At 59.5% G+C, this 14,335-nt stretch carries 16 protein-coding genes and 3 tRNA genes; 7 read left to right on the plus strand and 12 right to left on the minus strand.

The genetic code is table 11. The annotated features are described in order from the left end of the window. Positions 1–142: 142 nt before the first annotated feature. The 3 genes from AC2T9U_RS06980 to AC2T9U_RS06990 form a co-directional block, all read right to left on the minus strand. Positions 143–1,798 (minus strand): GTPase, encoded by a 1,656-nt coding sequence (locus tag AC2T9U_RS06980; RefSeq protein WP_493695635.1) that lies wholly within the window; start codon positions 1,796–1,798, stop codon positions 143–145. Further along, positions 1,795–3,489: a dynamin family protein gene (locus AC2T9U_RS06985; protein WP_493695636.1), complete on the minus strand. Its 1,695-nt coding sequence runs from the start codon at positions 3,487–3,489 to the stop codon at positions 1,795–1,797. The genes AC2T9U_RS06980 and AC2T9U_RS06985 overlap by 4 nt, the downstream gene beginning before the upstream one ends. 158 nt (positions 3,490–3,647) lie before the next feature. After that, complete coding sequence (locus AC2T9U_RS06990) at positions 3,648–3,770, minus strand: hypothetical protein (protein WP_493695637.1); 123 nt, start codon at positions 3,768–3,770, stop codon at positions 3,648–3,650. Between AC2T9U_RS06990 and AC2T9U_RS06995 the strand changes: the two genes are divergently transcribed. Continuing rightward, entirely contained in the window at positions 3,769–4,005 is a 237-nt protein-coding gene (locus AC2T9U_RS06995; RefSeq protein WP_208303272.1) for a hypothetical protein, read from the plus strand. The two genes, AC2T9U_RS06990 and AC2T9U_RS06995, sit on opposite strands and share 2 nt — an antisense overlap. Here AC2T9U_RS06995 and AC2T9U_RS07000 read toward each other — a convergent pair. Next, complete coding sequence (locus tag AC2T9U_RS07000) at positions 3,947–4,456, minus strand: hypothetical protein (protein ID WP_147279179.1); 510 nt, start codon at positions 4,454–4,456, stop codon at positions 3,947–3,949. The two genes, AC2T9U_RS06995 and AC2T9U_RS07000, sit on opposite strands and share 59 nt — an antisense overlap. A 296-nt stretch (positions 4,457–4,752) precedes the next feature. Here AC2T9U_RS07000 and AC2T9U_RS07005 point away from each other — a divergent pair, with 296 nt between their 5' ends. The 3 genes from AC2T9U_RS07005 to AC2T9U_RS07015 all read left to right on the plus strand — a co-directional run bounded on the left by AC2T9U_RS07005 (position 4,753) and on the right by AC2T9U_RS07015 (position 6,705). Then, positions 4,753–5,061 (plus strand): metal-sensitive transcriptional regulator, encoded by a 309-nt coding sequence (locus tag AC2T9U_RS07005; protein ID WP_208304373.1) that lies wholly within the window; start codon positions 4,753–4,755, stop codon positions 5,059–5,061. Positions 5,062–5,135: 74 nt separating this feature from the next. Continuing rightward, positions 5,136–5,212: transfer RNA gene (locus AC2T9U_RS07010), tRNA-Arg, on the plus strand. A gap of 62 nt (positions 5,213–5,274) precedes the next feature. After that, the gene (locus AC2T9U_RS07015) at positions 5,275–6,705 is read left to right on the plus strand and encodes a 6-pyruvoyl tetrahydrobiopterin synthase (RefSeq protein WP_493695638.1); all 1,431 of its coding nucleotides are present in this window, start codon (positions 5,275–5,277) and stop codon (positions 6,703–6,705) included. Between the two features lie 344 nt (positions 6,706–7,049). On the opposite strand, the gene AC2T9U_RS07020 is transcribed toward AC2T9U_RS07015, so the two are convergent. Further along, positions 7,050–7,901: a hypothetical protein gene (locus AC2T9U_RS07020; protein ID WP_493695639.1), complete on the minus strand. Its 852-nt coding sequence runs from the start codon at positions 7,899–7,901 to the stop codon at positions 7,050–7,052. Positions 7,902–8,344: 443 nt separating this feature from the next. Next, entirely contained in the window at positions 8,345–8,902 is a 558-nt protein-coding gene (locus AC2T9U_RS07025; protein WP_493695640.1) for an ATP-binding cassette domain-containing protein, read from the minus strand. A 135-nt stretch (positions 8,903–9,037) separates the two neighbouring features. Between AC2T9U_RS07025 and AC2T9U_RS07030 the strand changes: the two genes are divergently transcribed. Further along, on the plus strand, positions 9,038–9,490 hold the full coding sequence (locus AC2T9U_RS07030) for a cupin domain-containing protein (protein WP_208303268.1): 453 nt from the start codon (positions 9,038–9,040) through the stop codon (positions 9,488–9,490). A 109-nt stretch (positions 9,491–9,599) separates the two neighbouring features. On the opposite strand, the gene AC2T9U_RS07035 is transcribed toward AC2T9U_RS07030, so the two are convergent. Together AC2T9U_RS07035 and AC2T9U_RS07040 are read right to left on the minus strand one after the other, a co-directional pair. Continuing rightward, on the minus strand, positions 9,600–10,391 hold the full coding sequence (locus tag AC2T9U_RS07035) for a carbon-nitrogen hydrolase family protein (RefSeq protein ID WP_493695641.1): 792 nt from the start codon (positions 10,389–10,391) through the stop codon (positions 9,600–9,602). 24 nt (positions 10,392–10,415) lie between these two features. Further along, a complete protein-coding gene (locus AC2T9U_RS07040; protein WP_115029920.1) occupies positions 10,416–11,555 on the minus strand; it encodes a PrsW family intramembrane metalloprotease in 1,140 nt (379 codons plus the stop codon). Positions 11,556–11,741: 186 nt separating this feature from the next. Between AC2T9U_RS07040 and orn the strand changes: the two genes are divergently transcribed. Together orn and AC2T9U_RS07050 are read left to right on the plus strand one after the other, a co-directional pair. After that, positions 11,742–12,332, plus strand: coding sequence for an oligoribonuclease (orn, locus tag AC2T9U_RS07045; RefSeq protein WP_493696941.1), 591 nt, complete (start codon positions 11,742–11,744; stop codon positions 12,330–12,332). A gap of 124 nt (positions 12,333–12,456) precedes the next feature. Further along, positions 12,457–12,532: transfer RNA gene (locus tag AC2T9U_RS07050), tRNA-His, on the plus strand. Between the two features lie 81 nt (positions 12,533–12,613). Here the strand turns inward: AC2T9U_RS07050 and AC2T9U_RS07055 are convergent. From AC2T9U_RS07055 to AC2T9U_RS07070, 4 genes are all read right to left on the minus strand, one after another. Next, positions 12,614–13,117 carry a copper resistance CopC family protein gene (locus AC2T9U_RS07055; RefSeq protein ID WP_493695642.1) on the minus strand — a complete coding sequence of 168 codons (504 nt, stop codon included), beginning with the start codon at positions 13,115–13,117 and terminating at the stop codon, positions 12,614–12,616. A gap of 217 nt (positions 13,118–13,334) precedes the next feature. Further along, positions 13,335–13,407: transfer RNA gene (locus AC2T9U_RS07060), tRNA-Lys, on the minus strand. 227 nt (positions 13,408–13,634) lie between these two features. Then, positions 13,635–13,982, minus strand: a complete 348-nt coding sequence (locus tag AC2T9U_RS07065; RefSeq protein WP_442778413.1) for a GroES family chaperonin — start codon at positions 13,980–13,982, stop codon at positions 13,635–13,637. After that, positions 13,975–14,238: a DUF3618 domain-containing protein gene (locus tag AC2T9U_RS07070; RefSeq protein WP_028327884.1), complete on the minus strand. Its 264-nt coding sequence runs from the start codon at positions 14,236–14,238 to the stop codon at positions 13,975–13,977. The genes AC2T9U_RS07065 and AC2T9U_RS07070 overlap by 8 nt, the downstream gene beginning before the upstream one ends. Between the last annotated feature and the right edge of the window lie 97 nt (positions 14,239–14,335).

Genomic DNA, 14,335 nt, shown 5'->3' on the forward strand with positions numbered 1-14,335 from the left:
TCCTTATGGGTCATAGGTGTTAACTCTTAATCACTAAAATAATTAATGACGAGATCACTGATCTAGCCCTAAATCGGCACTCAGGGAACATTTCCAAGCTTTTGTTCTAGGGGCGGGACTTTGAACGCTGCCTTTATACCTTTCAGGATGCGAGGATTTTGTCGAGGTTTTCGCGGGTGGTGCGGTGGGCGGTGAGGATGTCGCGTACTGGGGTGATGACGCGGGTGCGGACGACGTCGTCGATGGCTGTGTGGAGTCGTTTTTCGGCGCGGGTGCGGGCGCGGTGGGCTCCGATGCGGGTCCAGGTGCGGGCTAGGAGGGTGAGTAGGAGGGTGGTGAGGGCGCCGGTGGCAAGGAGGAGGGTGGGTAGTGGGATGGGGCCGATGGTGGGGGTGGCTGGTGCGGGGAGTTGGAGGTATCCGATGCCGGCGAGGAGGAGTAGCCAGGTCAGGCCGGTGGCCAGGGCGATGGTGGCTGCCCATTGGAGGGCGCCGATGATGGTCCACCAGGCGGGGCGGCGTTGGCCGAGGTCGACGTTGAGGATGGCTTGGTCAAGGGCGTCGGCGAGGTCGTCGTGGGCGGGGTGGGTGGCTGCGGCGATGGCGTAGGCCCAGGGGCGGGGTAGGCCGGTGATAGCGGTTTCGCCGAGTCGGCGGGTTGCGAGGTCGACGCCGGCGTGAGCGGTGGCGGTGGGGGCTGGTAGGGAGGTGCGGTTGAGGAGTGTGTTGAATTCTTCGGGTGGTGCGGTGGTGGTTCCGGGGTGTCGATGGGCGTCGAGGCGTAGGCGTTTGAGGGGGTCTGGGGTGAGTTTTTGCCTCCAGCGTAGGGGTGGCCAGCCGGTGGTGGCGGTGGCGCGGCGGCGGTAGTCCTGTTCTACGGCGTCGAGGATGGTGGGCGTGCCGGCGGTTTTGGCGAGGGCGTCGATGAGGTTGGTGGGGGCGTTTTCGGGCAGGGTGGGTTCGATGTCGGCGACGTGTTCGCGTAGTGCGCGGGCGTGGCGGTGCAGGTCGCCGATGAGGCGTTCGCGGGTGGCGGTTTTGGTGGCGACTGTGGTGGCGACGGTGTGGCCGAGTTCGGTGAGGCCTTGTCCGGTGAGGGTGGAGGTGAGTAGAACGTGGGTGTTGGTGAGTCCGTCTTCGTGGAGGAGTCGTTGGAGGTCGTTGGCGCAGGCTATTTGTTCTTCGTTGGTGAGGCGGTCTGCTTGGTTGAGCAGGACGGTAGAGATGTTGGTGTGGTCGCTGGCGCGGCGTAGGTAGGTGTGGATGAGGGCGTCGGCGTATTTCTGGGGATCGGTGACCCAGAGGAATGCGTCAGCGAGTTGGAGGAGGCGGTCGACTTCTTCGCGGTGTTCGGTGCGGTAGGAGTCGAAGTCGGGCAGGTCTAGGAGGATGAGTCCGTCGAGATTGGGGGTGTTGATGCGGGTGGTGGTGCCGGGGGGTACGTGGTGGCGGTTGGGGATGTTGAGCCAGTCGAGGAGTTCTGTGGCTGGGTCGTTTCCCCAAATGGCTGCGGTGGTTGTTGTGGTGGTGGGGCGTAGGCGTCCGACTTCGGAGATAAGGTCGCCGACGAAGGCGTTGAAGAGGGTGGATTTGCCGGATCCGGTGGTTCCGGCGAGGGCGATGACGGTGTGGTTGCCGCTGATGGCTATGCGTTCGCCGGCACGGTCTAGGAGGGTGCGGGTTTGTTCGACGGTGTCGGTGGGTAGGTAGTTGCTGCCGTGTTCGAGGGCAGTGATCATGCCTTCGAGAGCGAGGGTTAGGCGGGTGTTGGGGCCGTTGGTGGGGTCTGGGTTGTTCACCGGGAGGCCTTTACTGTGGCGAGGGCGTCGGCGAGGCGGCGCGGTAGTTGTGGGTCGAGTTCGATGGTGTTGAGGGTGGATCGTATGTCGTTTTCTTCTTCGGTGAGGAGGGTTTGGCAGCGTTCCATGAGGAGTTTGCGGGCTTTGGTGGCGAGGGTGCGGACGGCTTGGTCGCCGAAGACGGCTTCGAGGAGGCGTTGGGCCAAGACGGAGGATCCGCCGGCGATGCCGATTTCGCCTCCGGTGAGGCCGCCGGTTTGGCTGAAGAGTACGAGCATGAGGATGAATCCGATGGTGTTGGTGCCGATGGCGAGGATGCGGGCGGTGGTGCGGCGGTCTTTTCCTTCGGCGCGGACGAGTTCGAGGATGTCGTTTTGCCAGTCGCGGATGAGGCGGTTGGCTTTGTCTTCGAGGTTGGGGTTGGGGCGGTGGAGGTTGGGGTTGGTGTTGATGAGGTGGGTTCCGGCGGGGGTGGTGTCCCAGCGGGTGGTGAGGTCTTCGCGGGCGATGGTGGCGTGGGAGATGAGGAGTTCGGCTACTCCGCTGCGGAGGGCTTCGCCGAGTTCGCTGGCGGGGGTGGGTTTCCCGGTGATGGCTGCGGTGACTCGGTCGCGTAGGCGTCCGAAGCTGATTTCGACGGTTTTGAGGAATTCTCCGGTTCCGACGAATTCGTGCCAGCGAGCGAGGATTTCGCCGCGGAGGAGGGAGCCGTCGGAGAGGGCGATGGTGATGCGTTGGAGGGCGGCGCCGTAGGCGCTGGTGATCATGGCGTCGAGTTGTTGTTTGGTTTGGACTTGCATGGAGTAGGTTTCGGCGACTGTTTTGATGCGGGTGTCGAGGGAGTCGAGTGCGCCGGTGAGGGTTTGTCGGATGAGGAGTGAGCGGGCGCGGGCGTCGGAGCCGAGTCCGTTGAGCCATTCGCGTAGTTGTTGGGTTTGGAATAGGGGTAGAAGTCCGTTGTCGAGGGGGACTTCGGAGATGGTGAATATGGGTGAGTGGCGTAGTCCGTGTTCGATGAGCATGGCGGCGAGGTGTTCGCCGATGGTTTCTTCGGCTCCTGGTGGTACGCGGTCTAGGACGATGGCGATGGAGGTGCCGCGTTCTACTGCTTCGTCGAGCATTTCCCAGGGGACGGCGTCGGCGTATCGGGCTGCGGTGGTGACGAATAGCCATAGGTCGGCGGCGGCGAGGAGTTGTCGGGAGAGGTCGCGGTTGGCTTCGAGGATGGAGTCGATGTCGGGGGCGTCGAGGATGGCTATGCCGGCGGGGATGCTGGTGTTGGGGACGAGGTGGATGCTGTTGGGGTCGTTGGTGGGGGTGGTTCCGGTGTTGCGGGCCAGGGTGGGCAGGATGCGTGTGCCGGTGAACCATTGGTTGTCGGTGGGGTGGTGGATGAGGATGCTGGTGCGGGTGGTGGGGCGTAATACGCCTGATTCGGTGACTTTTTCTCCGACGATGGAGTTAACGAGTGTGGATTTTCCTGATCCGGTGGATCCTCCGACGACGGCGAGGAGGGGGGCGTGGGCGTCGCGGAGTCGGGGAAGTATATAATCGTCGAGTTGAGCTGTGAGGCGGGCGATGTCGGTTCGTGCTTGCGCCGTGCCTTCTCCGTCGAGCGGAAAGGTGGCTGCACCGAGCTGCGCGCGCACGTTTTCTACTGCGCTCAGTAGTTGACCGGTCTCGTTTCCCACTTGCCCATGATCTCTTATTCCGTTGGTGCTGCGGGGTTCGAACACGGCGGGGTGTGTGAATTCGTCGTTTTCGTGTGTTGGTGGCTGTGTTTGTGTGGGGTGTGGCCGGTTCCTTTTGTTTGTTTTTGTTTGCCGTCGTGGCGTTGTGCTGTGAACGCTCATGCTCGGTTCGGGTGAGCCGATGAGGGGGCTGGCGCGCGGTTGTGGGAGAAGTTGTTGAGCTCTTGGCGCCGCGTTTCGCTATGGATGGCGAAGTGGACCTCATGGAGGAGAACGGTCATGTACGAGAGTGTGTTGTCTGGTCCTAGTGGTGTTGGTGTGGGCGTGGTGGCTGCTTTGCAGCAGGCTGCGGCGCTTGCCACGGTTGAGGCGGTGGCGCAGGTACGGAAGTCGGCGGTGGGTGATCCGGCTGTGTGGCTGGATGCGCAGCTTGCTGATTTTGCTCAGGGTGGGGTGGTTAACCCTTATGCGGAATTCCTTCTTCGCGCAGCCGGGTTTGTACCTGTGCAACGCTGAGTGTGTTTTCGTTGAGGAGGGCGGTGGCTGCCCAGCGGATGACGGGCCAGGCTTCGCGTAGTTCGCCGCGCCATGCGGCGGTGACGCCGGGCACCCATCCCCAGGAGCGGGTTTCGTCGATGCCGCCGCGGCGTAGAAGGTCGACGACTTTGTGGTTGGCGTCGTCGATGATGTCTGCGTCGGCGCATTGTGCGCTGGCGTGGGCGGGGTCGAAGGCGTCTTTTCCTTGGATGATTTCTACGTCTGCGGCTCCGCATTCGCGTTCGCTCCAGGGGCCTGCGAAGGCGAGGAATGGCGCGGCTGCTGGGTCGACGGCGTTGCGGTCGATGTAGTCGCGTATGTGCAGTGTGGTGGTTGGGGTGGCTCCGCGTAGGGCTGCGGCGATGAGGTGTCCGGCTTGGTGGTAGCTCCAGCCTGTCATGCTGCCCATCATGATGTCGCTGACCGTCACGTAGTTGTTCCCCCCGGGTGGCGACGCCCCCGGTGCAGAGACGCCAGTTGTTGGTGTGGCGCTGTTGTGGCGCCTTTTGAACCCTAAGAGGACACTGAGTTGTGGGGGTGGGGGGTTTGTCGACAACTTTTGGGTGTTTGGGGGGGCGGCGCGGGGGTGTGTCTGGATACCTTCGGGGGGTATGTGCTGCTTCGTTAGACTGGCTGGGCCCTCTTTTTCTCGTGTGTTCACCCAAGTTGCCAGGAGTGCCTGTGCCTGTCGATAGAAGCGATGCATCAGTGTCAGAGTCGGCGCAGATTTGTTGCACGGATAGTGGTGGGGTTGATCCGGGGTATGTGGGTGAGAAGGAGAGGTATCTCAAGCGGTTGCGTCGGATTGAGGGGCAGGTGCGTGGGATTGCTCGGATGGTTGACGAAGGCCAATACTGTATTGACATTTTGACGCAGATTTCTGCGTTGGATTCAGCTCTAGAGAACGTTGCCTTGGGGTTATTGGAGGATCACCTGCGTCATTGTGTTGCTGATGCTGCCCGTACCGGCGGTGATGTCGCTGACGCTAAGCTCGCGGAGGCCACTGCGGCTATCCGCAGGCTCGTAAAATCCTGAACCACACCACTAGGTGCGTTACCACTCCCCCACATAACCCCTACACTTGATCCCGCACAGCCACTTGTGCACTCGCCCCCGTAGCTCAGCTGGACAGAGCAGGAGCCTTCTAATCTCCCGGTCGCAGGTTCGAATCCTGCCGGGGGCGCCATTGATCGCCTATGGCTGCGCGCTCGGCTAGATCAAGATCACCCGATTCTCAGGAGTCGAGTCATGCGCTGTAGCTTTTGGGCTGTTGCTGCTGCTTTGGGATTGTCGGTGCTGGTGGCACCGGTGGCGGCGGCTGCTCCTGATCCGGGTTCGCAGGGCGGGGTGCATGGCTTGGGTCCGGTGGGTACTGCGACGATGCATGGGGATGCACAGTCCAGTGACACCACGCCGAATCCGGGCCCTGGGTCGCGGGGTGTGAGTAGCGTTTTTTCTGGTAAGCAGGCTGCGTGCCCCACGGTGTTAGCTGATCGTGAGGGCATGGTGTGGTCGCTGTGTACGCAGATCGCTAACCGTGCTCCGGTGGTGAATTTGTTGGATTCGACCACTGGGGCGACGTTGGCATCGATGCCTGTTGCTAAGGGTGCGCTGCTTGGTGGCGTGTATGCGTATGTGGATGATCAGAACCGTTTGGTGATGGTGGATGGTAAGCATCGACTGTTGAAAATCGGTAAGTCGCGGGCGAGTAATGGGTCGTGGGTGGTTTCTGCTGCGCAGTCGTATGACATTTCTGCGTTTGTTACCGCTGGTAGCGCTGATTCGGCGGATGCGGTGGTGGGTTTGGCTCCGGATCGGCGGGGGCGTATCTGGTTGGCGACACGGCAGGGCAAGGTGGGGGTGTTTTCTGCTGGTTCCGCAGAGGTGAAGAGTCTGCGTTTGGGGGTTGGTGAGCGTGTAGATAATTCGATTTCGTCATCGCCGCGAGGTGTGGCGATCGCGAGTTCGCATGCGTTGTACATGCTGGATGCTTCTGATGACGGTGTGCCGCGGGTGGTGTGGCGTAAGGGGTATGACCGTGGCAGTGCACGCAAGCCTGGGCAGTTGAGTTGGGGGACGGGGGCTACGCCGACGTTTTTTGGACCGAAGGGCTCTGATGAGTACGTCACGATCACTGATAACGCCGATGAGCAGGAGCATCTGCTGGTGTACAAGGTGTCGGATGGTTCGTTGGTGTGTTCGGCTGGGGTTTTCGCGCGGGGGGCCAGTGGGACGGAGAACTCTGCGATGGGGCATGGCCGATCTGTGATTGTGGCGAGTACGTATGGGTATCCGTATCCGGCGTTGCCTCAGGGGGCTGGCAGGAGTAAGCCTGGGGTGGCGTCGTTTACTGCTGGTGGTATGGAGCGGTTTGAGGTGGCTGCTGATGGGTCGGGGTGTCGGCGTGTGTGGTCTGTTCCGGTGTTATCTTCTGCGGTGCCTCGTTGGTCTATCGCGGATAACACGATTTACACCATTGTTCGTCCTGCTGCTGGGGTGGTGACGGGCAGCACGTTTGAGGCGGTAACGGTGAATCCGAGTACGGGAGCAGTGACCTCTCGCACGAAGATCGCGCATTCTGCGTTACGGGACACGTTGGAGATGGTTGGCACTATCACTAAGGATGGCGTCTGGTGGCAGGGCGCAATGACAGGCGTGTTCCGCATGCAGGCTAAGTGATTTTATTTTTGCTTTGTGTGGCTACGCGTTTCTTGCACTTTTCTCTAGGGTGCGGATGCCGTCAATGGAGTAGTACATCACTGCGACGTGCGCAAGTATGCCTGCGGCAACCTGCAGCACTATAGGCATTCCTGTCATTGCGAGGGCAACAAAAATAGCAAGCGGGGACACGAAGCTTACGGTGATCCCAATAAAGGCAGCGAGTGGGTTTTCTCGGTCCATTGGTATTAAAATTCCCACATAGAGGGATATAAGTACTCCGCTGCCGCAGGCCAGGAATGCGATAAGAGTTACCTGGAGGTCTTCGGGTCTCCAGTAGCAGAAAATGAGGAACGGTAGCGCACTTACCCAAACGTGTAGAAGCTGGGAGAAAAATAAGTAAAAAATTCTTGGAGTGGGTGGATACGTCCGTTTCTGAGGGCGCGTATATTAGCGGAACCAGAGTAAGCGTAGATGCTTTGAACTGTGAGGACGCCTAATGCCGCTAGGTACATCCCCCCTTCGAGGAAAAGAATTGCTGCCAGCAGGTAAGAGATCACGGTAATGAGAACCCTTTCAGCTCGCCTTGTTGCGGCGGCTACGTAAACCCAGAATATCCCCCGGTTCACTGGTATCGGAATGCGCAGAAATCTTCGCGCGAGAGGAATACGGACTGGGGCTGAAAAGACGAATAGTGCTGCCAATACGAGGATAGCTCCGATTCCGAGAGACCCTGCAGCGAGGGTTCCGTGATGCATGGCGATATAGCTGAAAAGATCCACACCACGCAGGCTTATTTTATTAGATAGGTAATCTTCGCTCATATCAGAGAGGAGTCGTGGTATTTGCGCACTGTAGGCAAATAGCCATACGCCAACGAGGAGTATGGAAATGGTGGCTGAGGTTCGCGTAAATCCGAGGGCCCCGATAAGCCGGATGTGCACGTGGTACAGCACTCCTGTAGTGAAGTAAAAGACCGTGATAGGTAGTGCCATGCATGTAATCACGAGGGGAACAGTGGCGATTCCTGCGCTGACTGTCAGTGCGGTTGACAGCGGCAGCATGATTGCGATGACTGCTGCTAGCACCATTGTGGATTCAAATACGGCGAGGGAGAGATTTCGCTGACGGTTTGTCACGGGAAGCTGGAGCGTGAACTGTAAAAATTCACTTGATTTAATGAAGAGTGTTTTTGCGATGATAAAAAACGTCAGCACCCATAATGGCAGGGATATGCTTGTTACCTGCAGGATTAGCGCGATGTTTTTTTTCGGTGATGTTTATTGACTTAAGGAAAAGGTAAGATCCTAGGGAGAAAACCCCGAAAACACCTGCAGTCACCACGGCAATAGCGATTCGAACTAGGGGTTTACGTAGGGGCCCTATATTCAGAACTTTCCGGGTGAAATATCTTACATAAAGAAGAACTAGCACCCATACGGCTTGCGCATCTTCGAGGATGTGACAGCTGTGCTCTTTTTGGCAGCGTTTTTTCATGGGTTTTATTGCTTCTCGAAGACTAGTTCGTCAATGACGTCTCGTAGTCTGCATTTTTGAGTAGCTATATGTGTTGCATTTAATGTTTCGATGTTTTTTCCATTTTTGAGTACCCAGATCCGCTGGGTCAGGTTTTCTAGCATGGAGAAGTCGTGGCTGCACACTAAGAAGGCTGCACCTGAGTTATTGAGTTTTTTATCCATTTTTCTGCTGCGCGTTGTGCTTCCAGGTCGATTCCGTTGAATGTTTCGTCGATGATCGTGAGAGGGCGAGCGAGGAGGATAGCTGAGATGATTTGGGCTTTTTTGCGCATTCCGTGTGAGTAGTCTTCGATGAGTGAGCTACTTCGTCCGGGCATGCCGAATTCTTTGTAGAGGTTTTCTATTTTTTCTCGACAGGGGGCAGGTTCTCCGTATAGGGCTGCCAGGGTGGTGAGGTATTCGACGCCGGTGAGGAATTCGGGGAGGTAGTCGTCGCTGGGGAGGTAGAGGGTTGAGCGTTTGGCTTGGTGTGTTGAGTGCTCGTTTTCTGCGATGCGTATGGTTCCGTGTTTGAGTTCGAGTAGGTCGAAGCAGAGTTTGATGAGGGTTGATTTTCCGCTTCCGTTTGGGCCTACGAGTCCGGCTATTTCTCCGGGCTGGACATCAAGGGACACGTTGGTGAGTGCTGTCTGGCCTCCGTTGTAGGCGAATGTGACGTTTTCGACGCTCAACTGACTCAATTTTCCTCCTACACGGCCTTCCTTGGCGAAGACATTACTGTCAGCCGTGATACATCCGATGCGTGTACATCAGATTCACGCGTCGGATGGTTGAGCAGGTGTTTGCTCCTGACGTGGGGTGGGGAGAATGGTGGGATGAGTGATGTAGAGCTGCCCGATTGGGCTAAACCGCTTGGCATGGTTCCGCACCCAGAGGGTGGTTGGTATGTCGAGACGTACCGTTCTTCGACGGTGATTCCTGGGAGCATGCTTGCGGAGCATGGTGGTGACCGTGCGAGCGCGACGGGCATTCAGTTCATGCTGTTGCCGGGTGAGCAGTCTGCTTGGCATCGAGTGATCTCGGATGAGTTGTGGCTGTATACGCGTGGTGGCCGGGTGGCGCTGGAGTTGGGGGGTGTTGGGGATGTTCCCGAGGTGACGGAAAGGCTTGTGATTGGCCCTGATCCTTCGGCTGGTGATGTGGTTCAGGGGTTGGTTCCAGCTGGGGTGTGGCAGCGTGCGTATCCGTTGGATGCGGAGCCTTCGCTTGTTTCTTGCATTGTCACGCCGGGTTTTGATTTCGCGGATTTTGAGTTGTATCGGGCCTAGCGGGCGCAGGTCTGCTGGTTCGGTGCCGTGACGTTCACGGCCACCACTGCCTCGCAGTTATTCGGCAGTGGTGGCCGTGTGAAGAGTCAGTGCGTGTGGGGTGTGGCTGCTAGTGGAATTCGCGGGTGTTGGCGAGGACGGGTAGTTCGCGGCGGGCGGTGGTGACGGTGTCGGTGTCGATGTCGGCGATGAGGAGTTCGGGGGTGTCGTGTGCGGCGGTGAGGGTTTCTCCGGTGGGGGTGATGATGCGGGAGTGTCCGGCGCCGGTTGGTGCTGTGCTGTTGGTGGTGCCGGCGGGCGCTGCTTGGTCGCAGGCGAGGATGTAGGTGGTGGAGTCGAGTGCGCGGGCGGTGGTGAGGGTTTCCCAGGCGTGGATTTTTCCTACTCCGGTGCCCCATGATGCGGCCACGATGGTGGCGTGGGCGCCGGCTTTGGCGAGGGTGGTGTAGAGGTTGGGAAATCGGATGTCGTAGCAGGTGGTCAGGCCGATGCGCATGTCTGCGATGTCGACGGTGACGGGGGTGTTTCCGGGTTCTACTGTGTCGGATTCGGTGAATCCGAAGGCGTCGTAGAGGTGGATTTTGTCGTAGTGGGTGTCGATGTTTTTCCCGGTGACCAGCAGGGTGTTGCGTACTTTGCCGGGGGTGGTGGCGGGAGTGAACATGCCGACGGCGATAGTGGTGTTGGTGGTGGTGGCGATGTGGCGGATGTGGTTGGCCCAGGGGCCGTCGAGGGGTTCGGCGATGTCGGTGAGGCGGTTGCCGAAGGCGCGCATTGTTGCTTCGGGGAAGATGACGAGGTCGGCGTTGTGGGTGGCGGCTTTGTGGGTCCAGGTGTGTACGAGGTCGAGGTTTGTGTTCAGGTCTCGGGTGGTGGTGATTTGTGCCAACGCGATGCGCATTGTTCTTTCCTCTGTGGTGGTGGGTTAGCCCAGTACGGCGCGTGCGGCTGTCATGGCTTCGAGGAGGCGTCGTTCTTCGGCGGGGGCGCCGGGGCCGGCACTGCCGTTGGTCATGCGGCGGCGGAGCATGGCTAGTTCGACGGCGTCGTCTTGGAAGTCGCGCATGGCTGTTTTGCCTTCTCGTCCGCCGACGGTGTGGGCCCAGGATCGTGCGGTGCGGCGTTCGGAGATGCTGGTGAGCATGCGTACTTCGGCTGGGGAGATCCATCCGTAGTCGGCGTAGACGGTCAGGTGGCTGCGGATGAGGCCGCGTTCGCGTACGCGTACCCAGATCGCGAAGGCGGTGAATGCGGCGAAGATGGGCATTTGGAATACGAGGTAGGCGGACCAGAATCCACCTGCGCCGGTGACGGAGGAGAGGTTCCAGGCGGCATGGAGGGTCATGGCTGCGCAGAGGCCTAGTGGCGGGATGATGCAGCGTAGGAGAGGGCCGCGGTGCAGACTCCAGCCGAGTGCCACGCCGGTGACGCCGGTGAATAGGGGGTGGGCGAATGGGGAGATGAGGCCGCGGATGACGAAGACGGCTACGAGGCCTTCGGTGCCGTTCTCGTTGAAGGCGCGGCCGAGGTAGAGGATGTTTTCGGCGAATGCGAAACCGCAGGCGATGACGCCGGCGTAGACGATTCCGTCGATGATTCCGTCGAACTCTTCACGTCGCCAGAACAGGATGAATAGCAGGCCTGCTCCTTTGAGTGATTCTTCCACGATGGGGGCTACGAGTACGGCGCTGACGGCGTCTGGGTCGGCGGTGGCTGAGGCTAGGAGCAGGGTGGATCCGGTGTTGAGGGCTAGGGCGGTTCCGGTGGCGATGACTGCGCCCCAGAGGAAGGCGAGCATGACCATGGCGGGGGGTTCGGCTTCGTAGGCGTCGAGCCAGAGCAGTAGTGGCATGACGATGCCTACGGGCAGCAGGGACACGGTCAGGGCGAGTAGTCCGGTGGCTCCGCCGAGTTCGAGTCCGATGACGGTGGGTAGTAGCCATCCGGTGACACCGAATGCGAGAAGAACGGCAGCGAAGACAAAGCCGCGGCGGAGGCGTTGTCGCCGTGAGCGTTGGGCGCGCACGGTTTGTGTGGTGGTGGGGTGCGTGGACCGCTGGTCCATTCCTGGGTCTCCTTGGGCTGTGCGCTGAGGGTGCCGGGGCCGTGGCGTGCGGATCCACGATGTGGATCAAGAGTACGTGCCGTTGGTGTCGGAGTCGGGAAGGCCGCAGGGACGGGTGCGTAACCTGGTGCGGTGAGCAATTCTGCGAAGAGTGTTAATGACCGCATCGTGTGGATCGACTGCGAGATGACGGGTTTGTCTTTGGAGCATGACGCCTTGATTGAGGTGGCTGCGATTGTGACGAACTTTGATCTTGAGCCGTTGGATGAGGGGGTTGATGTGATCATCAAGCCTCCGGCGGAGGCGTTGGCTCAGATGAATGATTTTGTGCATCAGATGCATGTCGACTCGGGTTTGCTTGCCGAGTTGGATGGTGGGGTGTCGCTGGATGAGGCGCAGCGGCAGGTTCTTGCGTATGTGCGTGGTCATGCTCCTGAGGCGGGTAAGGCGCCTTTGGGGGGTAACACGGTGGGCACGGATCGGTCGTTTTTGGCGCGGGATATGCCTGAGTTGGAGGGGCATCTTCATTACCGGAATATTGATGTGAGTTCGGTGAAGGAGTTGTCGCGTCGGTGGTTCCCGCGGGCGTATTTCAATGCGCCGGCTAAGCATGGTGGGCACCGGGCGTTGGGGGATATTCGGGACAGCATCAATGAGCTGCGGTATTACCGTGAGGCGGTGTTTGTTGCTGATCCGGGGCCGGATTCTGCGACGGCTAAGGAGATCGCGGCGCGGCATGAGTTGCCGGTTCCTGATGATGGTGCTGGGGTGTCCTGAGTGGGTGTGGACACCACGGTTTTCCCACTCGATTTTGAGTCAGGCGGGTTTGTGCCGTAAGTTCGTCTCGTTCGGTTTCACCGGCAACGAATCGCCCGCATCGTTGATGTGAGCGTTTTCGATGGTGGGTGTAGCTCAGCTGGTAGAGCACCTGGTTGTGGTCCAGGTGGTCGCGGGTTCAAGTCCCGTCACTCACCCCACAAAAGTAGGCCCCCGCAGATATCTGCGGGGGCCTACTTCGTGTCCTGGCGCCTGGTGGGTTGAGGCACCATGGCGGGTGGTTATTGTTTGCGTTTGTGGCGGGCGAGGAGGATCGCTCCGCCGACGAGGAGCACGGCTGCTGCAGCAGCGCCGATAAGCCATGGTTTCGCGCCCTCTGAGGCGTTTTCTGGGGTGTTGGTGTCCGTGGGGGCCGGTGCGGGGTTGGTAGCGCTGCTGGAGGCTGCTGGCGCGGGCGCAGAGGGTGTGGATGTTGTTGCCGGCACGGTGAAAGTCACTTCTCCTCCGACGGGGTGCCCGTCAGCGGAGACGATGCGGTATTTCGCTTTCACGGATGGGCCGGCGAGGCCTTGGGGGATGGCTGCGGTTACTTTTTCGCCTTTGGTTTGTATGTCTGTGGCGGGATGGGGTTTGCCGTCATTGCCGACCAGAACGATCTGGGAGAACTGAGAGTTGATCTCTTCATTGAAGGTGAATGTGACAGAGCTGGGCATGGCGTCTAGGCGGGCACCGTTTTCTGGGTTTGAGTCGACCAGTTGTGAGTGTGCCCATGCTGGGGATGCCATCAGGAAGCACAACAGGGAAGCTGCGGCCGTGGTGAGAGATCTTCTCAGGGGTAGCGTGAGGTTTTTTTTAACGGGGTGGTTCAGGTGAGGGTGCGTAGCCGGACGCGACATGAAAGATCTCCTTCACACAACAAAGGTCACACCCGATCCTGCCATGTCGATTCTTCGCTGTGAGGGCACGAAAAAACCCAGCAGGCTTAGCTGCTGGGTTTACTTGTGCGCCATCAGGGACTCGAACCCCGAACCAATTGATTAAGAGTCAACTGCTCTGCCTATTGAGCTAATGGCGCTTAGTCTTCAGTTTGCGTCTCGGTTAGCTGATCTTCGTGATCGCTTTCCGGGACTCGCCCTGACGACTCCTGAAACATTACACGGCTCTGCGGGAAGAGCAAAATTCACTACTCACCACAAGCGACACACCGGCACCACCTGCCCTCATCAGGGGTATCTCGATGCGGCGCGGCGCCCTCCTTGCAACGCATGAAGAAGGGCGCCCCGGTGAAAACTTCAGCGATATTCACAGATACAGGCCAGCGGCAGCGTCATCGCCAGGCGCAGCCCGCACCGCATGCAGATCACGCTCACGCGCCAACACATACCGCACGCCATCAAGCTCCACATCAGGCTGCTCGCTAGGGTCAAACAGCGCGTAATCCTCCAAAGAGACCTGCCGCACATGCTGCCCCACAGCAACAACCTCCGCCCAGGCAAGCCTCTTACCAAGGCTGGCCGTGGCAGGAATCAACAATCCCCCGCCAGACTGCCGCTCACCCTCTTTATCCTCAGGCCGCAGCAACACGCGGTCACCGAGCATCCGGATCGGCAATCCAGATGAGGTTCGTGCCTCCGCTGCCACTTCAGCCACGCGCACGACGTGCGATAGCCACAGCAGTCAAACCGACCACCACGATCGCTGCCGGGGCAATCACCTCAAGACGAGGCTCACCATGCTCATTCTTCACAGCCTTGTTCAGCGTTTCCCGCGCAGACTCCGCCTGGCGAGCGACAATCGTCTTCGGCTTGACTCGGTATGCCAGCTCGTCGACCGTCGCGGCCAAACGGTTCCGGGACCGGACAATGTCGTTCTCGATCTCTTGGGGAGAACGGGTGCCGTTGCTCATGGCTTGCCTTTCGATAGAGATGGTCGGTTAAACCCTCAATCCGACGATAATCTACTGACGCGGAACAGGCCTCCCCCGCGACGCGACCTTCCGCCCA

It is taken from the genome of Dermatophilus sp. B7861-1 (assembly GCF_058996045.1).

Bases quoted from the DNA above. Each gene is read 5' to 3' on its own strand.
- AC2T9U_RS06995 (WP_208303272.1), top strand. From the start codon at position 3,769: ATGTACGAGAGTGTGTTGTCTGGTCCTAGTGGTGTTGGTGTGGGCGTG.
- AC2T9U_RS06990 (WP_493695637.1), bottom strand. From the start codon at position 3,770: ATGACCGTTCTCCTCCATGAGGTCCACTTCGCCATCCATAGCGAAACG.
- AC2T9U_RS07015 (WP_493695638.1), top strand. From the start codon at position 5,275: ATGCGCTGTAGCTTTTGGGCTGTTGCTGCTGCTTTGGGATTGTCGGTG.
- AC2T9U_RS07030 (WP_208303268.1), top strand. From the start codon at position 9,038: ATGAGTGATGTAGAGCTGCCCGATTGGGCTAAACCGCTTGGCATGGTT.
- AC2T9U_RS07035 (WP_493695641.1), bottom strand. From the start codon at position 10,391: ATGCGCATCGCGTTGGCACAAATCACCACCACCCGAGACCTGAACACA.
- AC2T9U_RS07040 (WP_115029920.1), bottom strand. From the start codon at position 11,555: ATGGACCAGCGGTCCACGCACCCCACCACCACACAAACCGTGCGCGCC.
- orn (WP_493696941.1), top strand. From the start codon at position 11,742: ATGACGGGTTTGTCTTTGGAGCATGACGCCTTGATTGAGGTGGCTGCG.
- AC2T9U_RS07055 (WP_493695642.1), bottom strand. From the start codon at position 13,117: ATGGCATCCCCAGCATGGGCACACTCACAACTGGTCGACTCAAACCCA.
- AC2T9U_RS07070 (WP_028327884.1), bottom strand. From the start codon at position 14,238: ATGAGCAACGGCACCCGTTCTCCCCAAGAGATCGAGAACGACATTGTC.